The 16,047-nt window shown below is 45.3% G+C and carries 13 protein-coding genes; 4 read left to right on the top strand and 9 right to left on the bottom strand.

Features of this window, described 5'->3' with window-relative positions:
• Nucleotides 1–17 precede the first annotated feature (17 nt).
• Together HRQ85_RS00445 and HRQ85_RS00440 are read right to left on the bottom strand one after the other, a co-directional pair.
• Nucleotides 18–602, bottom strand: a complete 585-nt coding sequence (locus HRQ85_RS00445) for a TetR/AcrR family transcriptional regulator (protein WP_017087226.1) — start codon at nucleotides 600–602, stop codon at nucleotides 18–20.
• Nucleotides 603–741: 139 nt separating this feature from the next.
• Complete coding sequence (locus tag HRQ85_RS00440) at nucleotides 742–915, bottom strand: hypothetical protein (protein ID WP_017061661.1); 174 nt, start codon at nucleotides 913–915, stop codon at nucleotides 742–744.
• A gap of 484 nt (nucleotides 916–1,399) precedes the next feature.
• On the opposite strand from HRQ85_RS00440, the gene HRQ85_RS00435 reads away from it, so the two are divergent.
• Nucleotides 1,400–3,379: a methyl-accepting chemotaxis protein gene (locus HRQ85_RS00435; protein ID WP_172378356.1), complete on the top strand. Its 1,980-nt coding sequence runs from the start codon at nucleotides 1,400–1,402 to the stop codon at nucleotides 3,377–3,379.
• 100 nt (nucleotides 3,380–3,479) lie between these two features.
• Here HRQ85_RS00435 and HRQ85_RS00430 read toward each other — a convergent pair whose 3' ends face one another.
• The 7 genes from HRQ85_RS00430 to HRQ85_RS00400 form a co-directional block, all read right to left on the bottom strand.
• Nucleotides 3,480–4,223, bottom strand: coding sequence for a GntR family transcriptional regulator (locus tag HRQ85_RS00430; protein WP_048611702.1), 744 nt, complete (start codon nucleotides 4,221–4,223; stop codon nucleotides 3,480–3,482).
• 121 nt (nucleotides 4,224–4,344) lie between these two features.
• The gene (locus HRQ85_RS00425; RefSeq protein ID WP_253918821.1) at nucleotides 4,345–5,631 is read right to left on the bottom strand and encodes an L-lactate MFS transporter; all 1,287 of its coding nucleotides are present in this window, start codon (nucleotides 5,629–5,631) and stop codon (nucleotides 4,345–4,347) included.
• A 94-nt stretch (nucleotides 5,632–5,725) separates the two neighbouring features.
• Nucleotides 5,726–6,679, bottom strand: a complete 954-nt coding sequence (locus HRQ85_RS00420; protein ID WP_172378355.1) for a PfkB family carbohydrate kinase — start codon at nucleotides 6,677–6,679, stop codon at nucleotides 5,726–5,728.
• Nucleotides 6,669–7,691: an ADP-ribosylglycohydrolase family protein gene (locus HRQ85_RS00415; protein ID WP_172378354.1), complete on the bottom strand. Its 1,023-nt coding sequence runs from the start codon at nucleotides 7,689–7,691 to the stop codon at nucleotides 6,669–6,671. The genes HRQ85_RS00420 and HRQ85_RS00415 overlap by 11 nt, the downstream gene beginning before the upstream one ends.
• Before the next feature lie 74 nt (nucleotides 7,692–7,765).
• A complete protein-coding gene (locus HRQ85_RS00410; RefSeq protein WP_048611695.1) occupies nucleotides 7,766–9,064 on the bottom strand; it encodes a nucleoside permease in 1,299 nt (432 codons plus the stop codon).
• A 341-nt stretch (nucleotides 9,065–9,405) separates the two neighbouring features.
• The gene (locus HRQ85_RS00405) at nucleotides 9,406–10,569 is read right to left on the bottom strand and encodes an amino acid permease (RefSeq protein ID WP_172379322.1); all 1,164 of its coding nucleotides are present in this window, start codon (nucleotides 10,567–10,569) and stop codon (nucleotides 9,406–9,408) included.
• A 366-nt stretch (nucleotides 10,570–10,935) separates the two neighbouring features.
• The gene (locus tag HRQ85_RS00400; RefSeq protein WP_172378353.1) at nucleotides 10,936–11,874 is read right to left on the bottom strand and encodes a LysR substrate-binding domain-containing protein; all 939 of its coding nucleotides are present in this window, start codon (nucleotides 11,872–11,874) and stop codon (nucleotides 10,936–10,938) included.
• A 153-nt stretch (nucleotides 11,875–12,027) separates the two neighbouring features.
• On the opposite strand from HRQ85_RS00400, the gene HRQ85_RS00395 reads away from it, so the two are divergent.
• The 3 genes from HRQ85_RS00395 to HRQ85_RS00385 all read left to right on the top strand — a co-directional run bounded on the left by HRQ85_RS00395 (nucleotide 12,028) and on the right by HRQ85_RS00385 (nucleotide 15,964).
• Nucleotides 12,028–13,464 (top strand): Mur ligase family protein, encoded by a 1,437-nt coding sequence (locus HRQ85_RS00395; protein WP_172378352.1) that lies wholly within the window; start codon nucleotides 12,028–12,030, stop codon nucleotides 13,462–13,464.
• 137 nt (nucleotides 13,465–13,601) lie between these two features.
• Nucleotides 13,602–14,747: a D-alanyl-D-alanine carboxypeptidase family protein gene (locus HRQ85_RS00390; protein ID WP_172379321.1), complete on the top strand. Its 1,146-nt coding sequence runs from the start codon at nucleotides 13,602–13,604 to the stop codon at nucleotides 14,745–14,747.
• Complete coding sequence (locus HRQ85_RS00385) at nucleotides 14,744–15,964, top strand: MFS transporter (protein WP_172378351.1); 1,221 nt, start codon at nucleotides 14,744–14,746, stop codon at nucleotides 15,962–15,964. The genes HRQ85_RS00390 and HRQ85_RS00385 overlap by 4 nt, the downstream gene beginning before the upstream one ends.
• Nucleotides 15,965–16,047: the final 83 nt, after the last annotated feature.

The following is a 16,047-nucleotide window of genomic DNA, read 5'->3' as shown; positions in this document are numbered from 1 at the left end:
ATCAGTCAGGTCAGACGCTAAAAAGGGTGGTACTTAAATACGTCTTCAACCATTGAGTTGAGTAAATCAATATCGTCACAGGTTTTGGCGTAGGTACGCAGGCCTGCGATTTGGACCTGAACATGACGAGCAAGTTGAGTCGGCTCGCGCTCTTTGCTGATCTCACCCAATTCTTGTGATTCTGCAATCAGCTTGGCGAACTCGCCTTCCATTATCTTAAGTGACTTCTTCGCTTCTGCTAACAATTCTGCGTGTTCATCAGTCAGTTCAGCGACCGTTTTAGCCAGCATACACATGCCATTTGGCGCGCTCTGTTTCGATTCGACAACGGCGCGTTTTACGAAGTTTTCCAGCGCTTTGATAGGCGATTCGGTTTCACTGCGGAAGCGGTTCAGGTTGAGGATGCCAAGTTCGGTATAGCGAGCAAGCGTCTCTTTAAACAAACCTTCTTTGCTGCCGAACGTCGCGTAGATGCTGCCCGGACGCATATCAATCACGTCTTGAAGGTTACGCATAGAAGTCGCATGAAAGCCCTTTTCCCAATACAGGTTCGTTGCTTTATCTACTACGTCTTGTCTATCGAACTTAGCGGTCTTAGCCATAACATCTACTTCATTAATCTGAACATGTGTTCAATATTTTATGCTGAACGCCCGTTCTAGTAAAGGTGTGTTTAGCTGCTTTGCGCAGGCTTAGAATATCAAAGAGTTAATAAAACACCCCGATCATCAGGAAATAATCTTAATCATCAATAACTTCTACGGTCTTGTGCTGAGCGCCGTAGTAGGTGCCTTCATCGATGGTGTACATCAATGTTGCTTCGCACTCTGGGCAATCGAATTCCTCATTGGGTTCAATGGCCGCTTCTTCTACCCATTCCCAACCGATATGTTCTTCGCAAGCGGGACAATCCATACAATACCTCTCAGTTGTTGTCGCATATTTATTGCGAATCTCTACTTTAATAATTCGGCATTATACATATTTAGTTAACGAGGAATAGACAGTTAATCAGCGCAGAATAGGGATGTGAATCAATCTCTGGTGAGCGTTGAATCTATAGATGGTTCTGAATATATCGTTTTCTCTGAGCACATAATTGGTGCAGGCCTACCCCTTTTGGGTAGTTAAAATGTGTCATATTTCAGTCGCTTACGTCAATAAAATGTTGTTGCACGTGTTTTTGGTATCGTTAGGTCGCTTAGCTAACAGTTTTATCGGTAAATCAATGAATTTTGTAAGGTTAAATGTTACCTTCATCGCATCGCGATCTGTGTGGCACGGTAATTGATGCACATTGATCAAGTTGAATAATTATACAGTCACAATTGAGGCGCATCTTATTAAGGATGTGCGTGTTAGATGACTGAAAAGATTTGTTAGCTGCTAGGAAATAAAAATGAAATTAACCGATATGTCTTTTAAGCAAAAAATCATCGCCTTGCTTATTTTACCGATCTTAGGATTTCTCTGGCTCAGTGTTTCTGCGATATCCAAGGGCGTGGAAACCAAGACTGAAATGTCTTCATTAAACCAACTGACACGTCTTTCGGTTGTGTACAGTGAGTTAGTGCATGAGTTACAAAAAGAGCGAGGCATGACCGCCGGCTTTATTGGTTCTCAAGGAACCAAGTTTGTCAGTGAATTAGCCGCGCAGAGAACCAGTGCTGACAACCGACGCAACCAAAGAAACGATTACTGGCAGTCTGCCGATATCGAACTGCCACAGATCAACCGTTTGAATACAGAGATCAGCCAAAGCCTTAATCAACTTTCTTCTATTCGAAATCGAGTCGATTCTCAATCAATTCCGCTATCTGAGGCTTTGGGTTATTACACCCAACTGAATGCAAAGCTGTTGAGCGTATCGGCGTTAATTGCTGAGCTTAGCTCTGATGCTGCCATCACCACAGAAACCATCGCTTACTACAACTTTTTACAAGGTAAAGAGCGTGCCGGTATTGAGCGTGCGGTTCTCAACAACACCTTCTCTAAAAATGAATTTGGCCCAGGCATGTTGGTTAAATTCATCTCTTTGGTGACTGAGCAAAATACCTACTTCTCAAACTTTGAGGTATTGAGCAACCCAGCTAATGTTCGTTTTTTTGAACAGCAATTGAATGATCGTTCGGTGGCAGAAGTAGAAAAGCTTCGTGGTTTGGCTGAATCTAAGATGAGCGGTTTTGATGTTGATCCTGTGTACTGGTTCTCGCAATCTACCGCTCGTATTGTTCAGCTAAAGAAAACAGAAAACCACCTAGCAGAGTCACTTATCGCACTGACAGAGAAAAAAATGTCAGAGGCGCAGTCTGCGATGATGATGAGTATAGGTCTGTTTGCTTTGATAACCTTGTTCGCGACCTTCGTGAGCTATAAGGCGATCAGCGACCTGACGATGAGAGTAAAAGATCTTACAGTGATGTTGTCTAAGGTTCGTAATGACAACGACTTAACAGTTCGCGCTCAGTTCGTTGGCAACAGCGAGCTTGGGCTGATCTCTTCGGCACTCAACGAAACGCTAGAGAAGTTTTCGAATGTCATCGACAACTTGTCTCAATCGAGTTTGACCCTGGCTTCTGCCGCTGAAGAAACCTCACAAACTTGTCACTACAACTCGAATACGTTGGTTCAACAACAAGACCAAATTGGCTTAGTTGCGACGGCGACAGAAGAGTTATCAGCAACGGTAAATGAAGTGGCAGCGAAAACTCAGCAGACGGCAAGCTCCGCTAAAATGGTCGATGAGCAGTCACAAGAAGGTTTGAGTACAGTTCAGGATTCTTATCACTCGATTGAAAAACTGGCATCTGAAATTAATGACCTCGCTGAAAAGATCACGCATCTACACGAGAGCAGTAATAACATTAACAGTGTAATTGATGTGATTAAGTCAGTAGCGGAGCAAACCAACCTATTGGCGTTGAACGCGGCAATTGAAGCAGCACGAGCGGGCGAGCAAGGCCGCGGATTCGCGGTAGTGGCCGATGAAGTTCGCACGTTAGCACAGCGTACTCAACAGTCGACAGCTGAAATCGAAGGTTTCATCAGCTCGCTACAGTCTGATGTGCAAACCGCGTTTAATGTGATTGATAACAGCCAGAAGATGTCGTCTAAAGCGGTTGAGGATTCAAAAGAGGTGGAACACACCTTACAAGGAATCTCAGCATCGGTAAGCGAGATCTTTAGCATGACTGAGCAGATCGCAACCGCTACCGAAGAGCAAGCCGTAGTGACTCAAGACATCGCTCAGAACGTGATGGCAGTAGAGCAGAAGTCGACAGAATCTACGACAGGCGCAACGCAAATAGCTGCAACAGCCAAAGAACAAGCTGAACTGGCGGCTTCACTGAAAGATATTGCGAGTACGTTTAAGAGCTAACTAGCAAGCACTCCAATAAGAAGTAAAAAGCCCGTTAGTCTCTACTTTTAATAGCAGGACTAACGGGCTTTTTGTATCTGCTGTATTTTGGATGCGAGGTTTAATCTTCACTCACAAACACATACATATCGCCACGACAGCGGTTGATGCTGTATTCAATCGGAACGCCTTTTTTATCGTAAGCGGTTTGTTCGATAAGCAGTACAGGCACGGTTTCGTCGATATTGAGTTTTTCTAGGAACTCTTCAGTTGGCATTTTTGCAGACACACGACTTTGCGTTTTGGTTGGTGATATGTCTTGGCTGCGGAAGTAGTCGTAAAGCGACAATTGAATTTCGTCTGGGTCATGGATCAAATGAGCAGGGACGTAAGACTCTTCAATAGAGACAGCTTGTTCGTCGATGTAACGAACGCGCTTCAATAGAAAGACTTGATCGTTCTCTGCAATTTTAAGCATCTTGGCAATTTCTGAAGAGCAAGGAACCACATCTTTCTTTATCCACAATGTGTCGGGTTTTTTGCCTTTTAGAACCACTTGTTGAGAGAAGCCTGTCGCTTCTTTACTTGAGTATTCAACAGTCTCGCTGATCATAGTGCCCAAACCACGAGAGCGAACTATCACCCCTTCCTTATCTAGAATATCCAATGCTTTGCGGACCGTAATTCGAGAGACACCAAGCTTGTCGCTGAATTCACGTTCCGTTGGGATAAAGTCACCGCCCTTCAACATTTGTTGCTCAGTCGCGAGCTTTACTGAATCGGCAATCTTCAGATACAGAGGTGATTTATCTTTCTGGTCGATTCGTTCCTGAATCAAGGTAAGCAGTGGTTGATAAGCGCTCATAAAGGTCTGTTTTAGCTTTTATATTTAACCGAAGTATACCCGAAGTTCTCAGCCCACACTTAATAGAAATGTGAAATCTGAGGGCGAAACAAAGATTCCACCACTCAGAAGTTTTATCCAGTTAGTTTGAACGTTCTGGTTGGTAATGTGGGGCTAACTCTTTGTCGCTACTAGGCTCTGTTGAAATGGGTTTTACTTTGAAGGTTAGGACTGTGGCGATACTTACCAACACAGCACAGATCAAATAGGCTATTGAGTAACTGCCGTACCAATCGACGGAGATTGCTGCAAGGATAGGGCCGATAAAGCCACCAATGCCCCAAGCGGTATAAAGCACTCCGTAGTTGGCGCCAAAGTTTTTCAGGCCGTATAAGTCCGCCATGATTGAAGGAAACACTGCTAACAAGGTGCCATATCCAATGCCTGCCAATGCCGCGCCAACCATTAGGGTCGGGCTAGAAACAAACTGGCTGAACAGCAGCATATTGATGGTTTGTAGCCCAAGCGCGATCGCCAACGTTTTTAATGCGCCAATCTTATCGCTCAATAACCCAGAGACTAATCGACCTGCTGAGTTGAATATCGATAAGGTCACAATCAAATAAGCGCCTTCTAAGATATTGGCTTGCTCAGCAGCAATCGAGGTGATGTTGGCGATGATCATCAAGCCAGCGGCAGCACCGAAGGCATAAGTGAACCACAACAGGTAGAACTGCTTGGTGGCGAGCATCTCTTTCCATATGTAATTTCGAGCGGAAGGCGGTGTAGGCTTTGAGGAATCAGGTTTTTCTGAATTGGCTTTCGGCTCATACCCTGCTGGTGGGTTTTTGATAGAACAAGCCAATGGGAAAGCGATCAGTACTAGACCTATACCTAACGCTCGTAGGCTTTGCTCTAACCCAATAACAGATATTAAGTAGCTAGTAAGTGGGGCTAAATAGATAGCAGCAAGACCGAATGCTGTGGCGAGTAACCCGTTGACCATGCCTTTTTGTGAAGAGTGAAACCACTTCATCGCGGTTGGATTCAAGCACGCATAAGCGAATCCGATACCGGCGCCGGTGACCAAACCAAAGCTGACATTTAAGTTCCAAGGCGTTAACGAGAGGCTCGCCAAGATCATTCCCGCGCCAGCCATCAAAGAACCCACCATTAATACTTTTTGTGGGCCGATTTTATCTTGAATACGACCAGCAATGAGTAGCGCCAATGATAGGGTGATTATAGTGATGGTGTAGGGCATCGAGGCTTGAGTGTTGTTCCAACCGAGTTCTAGTAGCGAGTTCTTAAAAACGCTCCAGGTATAGAGCACGCCGATACAAAGGTTGATCCCACAGCTCGCAAGCAGAATCCTCGTCGCTTTGTTATTTGCATTGGAAGAACGGTTCATAACAGAAGAATGATTCATATTAGAAAGGCCAAAAAAGCTAGGTAAAAGAAAGACAGGCATAACAAAAAGGCCCAGTAATACTGAGCCTTGTGTCTACATGACTTAACAGGAATTAGTATTGGTTAAGGTAGTGAGTTATCTCGTCAACGCTTGGCGCGCAGTCGCCACCCACATGACTCACCACATAAGACGCAACCGCATTGCCAAGTAAGATCGCGTCAGGCAGTTCCCAGCCGGAAGCCAAGCCCGCTAACACGCCACCCGCATGGGTATCACCTGCGCCAATAGTATCAACCACGGTCGCTTTAAATGGCGCAACGTTCCCGTAGCCATTTTGAGTAGCGAACAGAGCACCATCACTGTCGATACGCAGAATCAGTGGGCAGCCATACTGGTTATGCCATTGTTCTACAAACGCGTTTATCTCTTGCATGCCGAGCACTTCGGCTTCTTGGCGATTTAAAGATATGGTCGGTTTCAGCTTGATTAGGCGCTCAAATAATGGCTTTGGAATGTCTCCAATACGAGGACCGAAATCGATGAATAGCTCAATACCGCTTGGCAGTGATTCAAGCCAGCTAACGATCTGCTCTCCACAAGCTGAAGACAATTGATATCCAGAGAGGTAGATGATCGCATCGTCTTGCAGCTTGAGTTGTTCAAGCGCTTGTTGATTCCAGTTGTTCTCGACACCACTGACGGACAGGAAAGTACGTTCACCATCGGGTTCAACTAACGCTAAGCACCAACCATTGTCGCCACTTGGATCTTGCAGGCTACTTGTTAGGCCTTTCTCAGCCATCGCGGCAGTGATGATGTCCGCCCATTTACCTTGGCCAATCGGTAGAGCATTAATAGATTCAACGCCGAGCTTCTTCAAAGCAATGGCGATGTTGAGAGCGCAACCGCCGACATGAATGCCTTTCTCTGTGAGCTCGACATCAGTGCCACGTTTCGGTAGCGCAGGTGTCTCTGTCACGATATCGACCACGGCAGCGCCGATTAGGCACAACTGTCGCTTGTTTTGTAGAGTTGGAATCAGTGTGATCAAAGCACTATGAGGCATACCCTTGCTCCTTAATCTCTCTTAAGCGTAGGAAGGTTTCAGCGTAACCGGTAAAGTCGAGTTGGTTTTCGTCATCGAGCTGTTTTTTCAGTTCGACATCGATAGCTTGAATACCATTCAATGCGCCACAAATTGCAGTAGCCATTGCGCCTATCGTATCGGTATCACCACCTAAGTTGGCACATAGAATGGCACAGCGATTTGGATCGGTTTCAGCCAGTTCAACCATTGCGATAGCAGCCGGAACCGACTCAATCGTACTTACACCTGCACCGACTAAGTTGTAGATCTTTTCCATGCGCTCTTCAATGCCGCTGTTTTCTGACGCCACCATAAGTGCAAGCTCAATACGTGCGCCCATTGAAGCACTGAAAGTGGTGATGTTCTTAGTTTGTGCTGAGTTAGCAATCGCAGGTAGCTGGTCTTTAATTGTGTTCCAGCTGTGACCTTCAATCGCTTTCGATACAGACCAAGCAATGGCAACCGCGCCCGCAATCGCAACGTCTGATTTATGTGTTGGGCTTGAAGCCAGAGCGACTTGGCCGATAAAAGTATCTAGGCTGGTGGTTGGTACAAGGCAGCCCATTGGCGATACACGCATTGCTGCGCCATTAGTTACGCCGTTGTTTTCAAGCTCGTCAATTGAAGTGCCTTCTTTAATCGCGCGCATCGCGGCTTTCGAGCTTGGGCCGAAAATGTTTTTATTGAATGCATCGAAGCCTTCAGCCCAACTTAATACGTTACGAGCAATGATCTCTGGTGAGATTTCGCCATCGCATTCAATGATAGCGTCTGCAAGAGCCAACGCCATTGAGGTGTCATCCGTGAACTGGCAAGCATCGAAGTAACAAGCGGCGTTGTTTTCAGCTGGCCCCGGCAGGAAAGAGTCAATCCAACCAAAGTGTGCTTTTACTCGGCTTCTTGGCCAAAGCTCTGATGGCATTCCCATTGAATCACCCAGTGCTTGACCATAAAAAGTGCCTAAAATTCTGTCTTGTTTTGAAATGTTCATCTTACTTCACCAAAAATAGGTTATCTAAAAGCTGCTCAGTCAGAAACTAGGAGAGAGACTGAGCAGGTATAAAATTACGCTTGAGCTTTTTCTACTTGAGTCTGCTCTGATGGGTTTCCATCTGATTTGTTGTCGATTTTGATCTCTTTGATCTCGCCGTTTGGCTCACGGAAGAAGTACATAAAGATAACGAGGATGATGGCTATCATGATGGCGCCGAAGCCCCACATACCACCCCAGTCAAACGTTAGTCCGTTTTGTGGTTCGTCATAAGCGAACATCTTCTCCATCAACACGCCACCTAAGCGGTAACCCAGCAAGCTACCAATACCTTGGCAACCGAGTGTGATAAGGCCTTGCGCAGCGGTACGCATGTGAGCCGGTGCTTTTTTGTCGACATAGATGTAGGCCGTTACGAAGTAGAAGTCGTAGCTCACACCATGTAATAGGATGCCTGCGAATAGCAGTGAGTAGAGGTACCAAGTGTCTGCGCTACCATAAACGAAGAATCCGTAACGAACCGCGGCAGTAAATAGACCAAGAAGTAATACCTTCTTAATACCAAATCGTTTTGTGAAGAATGGTAGTGCCAGCATAAAGAAGATTTCAGAGAACTGACCCAGCGTCATCCAACCTGTCGCATTACTCATTCCGACTTCAGTTAGGTAGCCATTAGCGAAGATGTAGTAGAACGCTAGAGGCATGCTGAACATGAAAGAACAAACGAAGAATGCTAGGAAGTTTTTGTCTTTTAGCAGCACGATAGCGTCTAGGCCAAGCATCACTTTAAGGCTGAGTTTTCCGGTACTTTTCGGTGGTGTATCTGGCAATGTTAGCGCGAAGATACCCAGAGCCAAAGATGCTAAAGCGGTAAGAATAAGTGGGATATTGCTTGATGAAATATCACCATAGCCTAACCAACCTGGTAGGAAGCCGATAGCGATACCTGATGCAATCCAACCGATCGTACCCATAACACGAATGCGCGGGAAGTCACGCTCTACGTCTTCTACGTTAGAGAAAGCAATGCTGTTGGTCAGTGCAATCGTCGGCATGTAAGTTAACGAGTAAAGCAAAAGTAGTGGGAAGAAGGTGGCGAACTCGGTTTGCTGAGCCGCTAAGTACATCAAACCTGCACCTGCTATCAACATTACAGAAAGTACTTTCTGTGCAGCGAAGAATCGGTCGGTGATTGATCCAACTAAGATCGGTGAAATGATCGCGGCGATCGCGGTACATGCGTAAGACCATGCGATCTCAGTTGGTGTGAATCCATTGGTATTGAGTATTTGCCATAGGGGAACAAACCATGCTCCCCAGATAAACCATTCAATGAACATCATTGAAGACAGTTTGAAGTTATTCGATTTCATTATTATGTCCTTTAGTACTGTAGGGTACGCAAATGATGGTATTTCAAATGATAATACCAATACAATACCATTGAGGTTGTTTTGTGATCTAATTATCAGATGTATCAGCAATCGATCTACTTTATATGATCATAGATCATGCTGTTTTGAGCAGGGCTGGAGTTTGAAATACTGAGAGAGGGTTTATCTAAATGATTGTTTCTAATTACTTTATCTGAAGGCTTAGTTAATTGGATTTGGCGATGAAGGCAGAGTTTGTAGGTAAGAATATTAGGCATAAAAAAAGAGCAGCCAAAGCTGCTCTTCTTGGTATCTTTTTAGGTCTATGACCGAGTGATGAGCTACCCCATAAACCAAGACACGAAAATCAACGCGCCAAAACCAAATGTCGCCATTAGTGCCGTGTCGCCACCGGCTGCTGTATAGCTGCCCTCGGTTTGTAGGTGAGGGAAGTCTGGTCTACGAACCTTAACTACCATTGCGAGTGGTCCCCAGATAGCAAGGAACACCAGCACCATGCCTGCGTAGTCCAACATGCTTACAAACTGGCTAGCGAACAGCTCTGCTAATACCAAAGGTAAGATGAAGGTTAGCGTATAAGCCAACGCTTTGTTGTTGGTGACCGCGTCTTTGTTTTGGTCGTAAAGCGCCATCGACACGCCGAGGAAAGAAGTCACCAAGGCTAAAGCAGAGAACAGAGCGATCACCACTTTCAACCAAGCAGATTGGCCGCTGAACGCAGAGATCAACTCAGAGATATTGTGGAACTGGCTGATCGCGTCTGTGCCGAGGTTGCCGATAATCGCGAACAACCAAGTTAGGTAGCAAATTAATGGAATCACTGAGCCTAGCAGAATCATATTGCGGATCTGCTTTTGAGTCGCTTCACGGTTGTAGATAACCAGTGACGGGATCACCACCATAGAGGCAAAGCTAGTAAAGATAACTGCGCTGTATTGCACCACATCGTTGGCCGTGTATTGGCTGGTTTGAGTTAGGTAATCAAGGCGAATGTTGCTAAATAAGGATGCAATAACGATAAACAACATCACGACCATCAAGATGAATAGCCCGCGATTCAGTTTGTCGATATAAGACTTGCCTGAGACGACGATAGCGCCCATCAATAGGCTGAAAATGGTATACGCAACGGATGCCGATACATCGATACCAACGTCTAGCAGTAGCTTATGAATGATGTCACCGACACCCAAGATATAAGCGATCAACATGCATACTAGCAGCAGGTAAAAGAGTGCATTGATAAAGTGTTTACCTTTGCTGCCCAGAGTGAGGTAAGCAACACTGCTCATGCCACTGTTGTCTTTGGTTTTAGTACACGCTTCTGCCAGTAGGAGTGCAGAGTATGTGGTGCCAATAAAGATAAGTAGCATCAGCACTGAGCTGATCATGAAGCCAAATTGAGCCAACACCATTGGGATAGCTAACATGCCAGCCCCTAATGCCGTTCCCGAAAGGATTAGGGAACTGCCGAATAATTTCATATTCAAGAAAAACAACCTCAAGCGATCCAATTAATTTTTGTTTGGATTGTAAATAATTGTTTCCAAGACTAACAAAATACTCAGTAAAGTTAGGGGTTAAATTCTAATTATTTTTGAATTTTTCTAAAAAAGTTAAGAAGTGATTTGTGATGGGTATGCTTGGTTGGTTTAATTATTCACCTGCTGATTTGTTTTATCGTTTTGATAACTTTTGTAAATTGATGGGCACTCAATAATTTTGGGATCTGCGGTCGATTAAGTGGTGATTTAACTTGAGTGAAGTAGGGGCAAACCTTGTTTGTTTCATGAATATTTGCTCGCCCCTAGCTAGATACTCTCGCAGCCCCTAACTAGTAAACCCCAGCTCTATTTGATGAGTCGAAGCTCTTTTACTTTTTCTTGAATCAGGTTTTGAACCAGCTGGGTAAGAAACTGGATACGTGGATGACTGGCGTCGCGTTTTAATGTCACCATATCGACGTTAAAATCGGGGATTTCAATGGGTGGATCGCATAGTACTAAATCATCATCTATCAATTCAGAACGGCCTACCATCTCTGCCATCACGGCTAATACATTTCTTCCCGAAAGCATTCTTCGAATGGTCAAGAAACGTGTTGTACCAAGCACCACATTACGTTTTACACCGATATTTTCTAGCGTGATATCGACTTGGCTCGTCAGTTCTTGGTTAGCCGTAATTATCATTTGCGGTGTCTTTAAATAGGTATCGAGCGGTATCGGGAGTGTGGTCTTCAACACCTTGTTATCAAAGGTACAAAGGTGCTTTTCTCGGTAAAGAAAGGTGGTATCCAAATGGTTTGGTAACTCCTGAAAAACACCAATACAGAGGTCCGTGTTTTGGTCTTCGAGTAACGTCACGCAGTTCGCACTATCGACCGGCTTGAGCAGGACTTTACTGAGTGGGGCAAGTTGCTGAAGAGTGTCGAAAATCTCAGGACCAAAAATCTGTTCTGCGTAATCACTGACACCAATGGTGAACTGTCCTGAGTAGTTCTCTGGCTCAAATTGTTCCGCCGGTAAAATATCTTGCGTGAAAATCGATAAAATCGTCTGAACCTTAGGGGCTATCTCATGTGCTCTCACCGTCGGTTGCATCTTGTTGCCTTGCCTTTCAAAGAGAGGATCCCCCAATAATTCCCGAAGTCGTTTTAGGTTGTAACTGGTGGCTGGCTGTCCCAAATGCAGCTCTTTTGAAGCTGCCGATACACTTTTTAAGCGAAAAAGCGCGTCAAAAGTGAGCAGTAGGTTGAGGTCGATTCCACGCCAATTAAGATCTTTCACAGCAATATTCTCATTTGGTAGAGATAACACTAAAGAATATAGGTTATCAAAATAGCTGATGACTTGAATTGATTTGTTCAATTTCATCGATGGCATACAGGAAAATATACTCGACTCAATTAGTAATTCCTAGCTAACAGAAAGGATAAATGAATGTTGAGCGAGACATTGAAAAGCTTCATAAAACAACTGGGCGCATTGTCAATTAGGCGCTTCTCAACAAACAGTGAACACGTTCAGTGTCAGGATGTATTCGTTTGTCGTGAAGGGACGAGTCATGATAGTCATCGTTATATTGAAAGTGCGATTACGAATGGTGCGGTTGCCATCATTGCAACAAAACCCATATCGGCATCGGTACCAGTATTCGTAACGGGAAGCTATTACCAAAGCTTGCTGGTCATCAAGGCTTTTTATCAGTATCCGCATAAGAAAATTCGCCATATTGGTATTACGGGCACAAACGGAAAAACGACCGTTGCACATGGTTTGAATCAGGTTCTAAAGACCAATCGACAGAGCGCTTATATTGGAACACTCGGCGTTGAATATGCGGGTAACAAGCAAGAATTGAGTAATACCACGCCAGACAGCGTGACATTGTTGAACTTATTCAAAGATATGGCGGATGCGCAGGTCACTGATAATGTTATGGAGCTAAGCAGCCATGCGTTGGTGCAAGATAGAGCAGGGTTTGTGCCGCTGTCTGTTGGAGTGATCACCAATATTGGCCGCGACCACCTTGATTATCACAAAACACTGGATGGCTATGTTCAGGCTAAGCTGCAGATCCTAGATCGCATTCAACCCAATGGCACCGCTGTGATTAACCTTGATGATCCCCACGCCAATGTCGCGATAGAGCGAGCAAGCAGCCGAGTGAATGTCCTAACTTTCTCAATGGATAATTCAGATGCGGATCTTTATGTCGAAGATTTGAACGTTGAGCCATTTGGCGCCACCTTCAGCCTCAATAATCAAGGCAACAAAGAGCGCGTTTTCAGCCAACTGCCTTTTCTGTTTAACGTTGAAAATACCTTAGCAATGGCAGCAACATTGTTGGCACTGAATTGGTCGCTAGCTGATATCGCGAATGCCTTGAATAGCGTTGTTGCGCCGGATGGACGTTCAAAATATCTGTCGCTTGATAATGGCGCATTGGCTTTAGTTGATTACGCACATAACTTTGATGGTCTATCGGCTCTCTATCAAGGCATCCAATCCCAGTCGGCTAAGCGAGTGATTACTGTCGTTGGTGTGACTGGCGACCGGATACGAGATGCTGCTGATATTGGCAAACTATGCGCTACCCATTCTGATGTTGTTATTTTTACTTCCGATAATCCGTTGGGTGAGATGCAAGAGGATATTTTTCGTGCGTTAACTTCGCAAGTTAGCCCCACGCTTTGCTATGAGATTAGCGACCGCTATGAAGCCATTCAATTAGCCAAACAACTGAGTCGCTGCGGTGACCTTATCTTAGTGTGTGGTAAAGGCTCAGAAACGCACCAGTACATCACGACGAATCAAGTTGGTCGCAAACGCTATATTGGCGATGTTGCCGCACTGACTTTGGAGGAAGTGTTATGAGTCAGATTTCGATATTGAAGCTAAGTCTCTCTTTGTCATCAGCTGCGGTAGCAAAGGTTAAAAAGAAACTAAAAGAAAGGCTTCTGAAAGAAAAGCTTCGCCGGGCGAGAGCGTTGACTTACTTATTGTTAGTGGGAATGAGTGCTCCAAGCTTCGCTGTGGTAACCCCGAACCCGCCTGAGTTGGCAGCCAAAGGTTATGTTTTGATGGATTTCCAATCGGGGAGCATCATTGCAGAGCAAAACTCACGTGCCATTTTAGCCCCTGCCAGTTTGACCAAATTAATGACGGCTTACGTCGTTGGCCAAGAGATTAAAGCCGGTCGATTGACATGGCAGGATAAAGTCTCGGTCAGTGAAAACGCGTGGTCGGCAAAGTTCTCAGAGTCATCCAAGATGTTTATTCAGCCTGGAGATGAGATTTCAGTTTCAAATCTTATGAAAGGGGTGATCGTTCAATCGGGTAACGATGCTTCTGTCGCACTGGCGGAGCACATCGCGGGGAGTGAACAAGCCTTTGTTAGCCTAATGAATGGTTGGGCGAAGTCGCTTGGGCTGCAAGATACTAACTTTGTGAATGCGCATGGTTTAGATGGCGAAGGAATCCAAACCTCTCCGTTGGATATGGCGATTTTGATGAAGTCGATTATTCGAGATGTACCTGACGTTTATGCTTTATATCAAGAGCGTCGGTTTACTTGGAATAAGATCACTCAATACAACCGAAACAAGCTGCTTTGGGACAAGTCAATTAATGTCGATGGCGGAAAAACGGGCTATACCGAGAATGCGGGTTACAGCTTAGTCAGCTCGGCGACGGAAGGGAGGATGCGCTTGATATCGGTCGTTATGGGCACCACTAGCCCACAAGCGCGAACCTCTGCCTCAAAGAATCTATTGAGTTATGGGTTTCGTTTTTACGACACCAAACAAGTGATGAAAGAGGATCGAATAGAGTCTCAGGTGCGAGTTTGGAAGGGGAATACAGAACAAGTCGGTGCCAAGGTCGCCGAAGATGCGTACCTCACCATGCCAAGAGGGTTAGTCGATTCGCTGCAAAAATCGGTGGTCATGGCTGAACCGCTGCTCGCACCTATTAAGCAAGGGGATGAAGTGGGACAAGTTGTTTGGAAGAGTAACGGTAATACGGTGGCAAGTTTCGCTTTAGTGGCAGAGCAATCTGTAGAACAAGGATCTTGGATGGTACGACTTTGGGACAGCATTCAACTTTGGTTACGTGGTCTATTCTCTGACTTAGTAGGTCGGATTGAGGTAAGCGAATGAGCACTAGAACGGACATTACTCCAATGTGGCGCAATAGAGATTATATTCGCCTGCTGTCTGCTCAAATCATATCGTTAGTCGGCACTGGTATGAGCTCCATCTGCTTAGCTTTGCTCGCTTATGAACTGTCAGGCGATGAAGCTGGGATGGTGCTAAGTATTGCATTTGCTTTGAAGATGTTGGCGTACATAGGACTCGCGCCAGTATTTGGTGCAATCGCACATAAGTTACCGAAACGAAGGACTTTGTTCGCGCTGGATTTGATTAGGGCGCTGTTGTTTGTCTGTTTACCGTTTGTCACCGAAGTGTGGGAAGTCTATGTATTGATGTTTCTCATCAATGCGTGTTCTGCGGGTTTTACTCCCCTGTTTCAATCAACGCTACCTTTGGTCTTAGTGGATAAAACGCAGTACGCGAAAGCATTGTCGTTCAGCCGAATGGCTTATGATCTTGAACAGATCTTTAGCCCAATGTTAACGGCTCTATTGCTGAGCTTAATTGGTTTTAGACAGTTATTCATGCTCGATGCGGCAACTTTTCTGCTGTCTGGTGTGTTGATCTTACTGTGTACATTACCAAATTTGAAACGAGTGACAGAATCAGCGCATAAAACGAAAAAGACCAGCGCGGTGCAAGCACTGCGTAATTACTTGAATAAACCTAAGTTGAGAGCTCTGTGGTTTGCGTATCTTGCCGCGGCCAGTGCTTCTGCGATGGTGCTAGTGAATACGGTTATCTACGTACACGAAGTGCTGCATGGTGACGAAACGCAAACCGCATTAGCAATGATGGTCGTTGGTTTGGGTTCCATGCTTATGGCACTGCGGTTACCCAAGTGGTTAGAGAGTCACTCGCCGCAACATTTTCATTGGATAGGATTGCTGACGATTTGCGCCTCTTTTGCCGTTGGCAGTTTCACACCCGGTTGGGTTGGCTTTGGCGTCATGTGTTTAGCCATGGGCGTTGGAATGTCTTGTATTCAAACTTCCGCAGGCCTTTTGATCACCCAAGCGTGCGAGGGAGAGGACACCGCCCCGTATTTTGCTGCTCACTTCTCTTTAACGCATTTCTGGTGGTTCTTTACTTATTTGATCGCGGGGATAAGCGTGAAGCTGTTTGGTATGAGTGCCGGCTATTTAATTATGGGAGCTCTTTGTGTCATTAGCGGCTTAATGTACGCCTCAATCAAAGAGACGTTCAGCGAGAATGGTGGCTAGTCATGAAAGGAAAAGCTTATCGCTAAAAGACATGCCAAAGAGCGTTATCAGTTTGAAGCTAAACAAGATGAGAAAAATGCTTG

The sequence above is a fragment of the Vibrio sp. Vb339 genome, assembly GCF_902751245.1.
Taxonomy (GTDB): Bacteria; Pseudomonadota; Gammaproteobacteria; order Enterobacterales; family Vibrionaceae; genus Vibrio; species Vibrio coralliirubri.
This window is presented reverse-complemented; position numbering and strand designations above follow the sequence as displayed.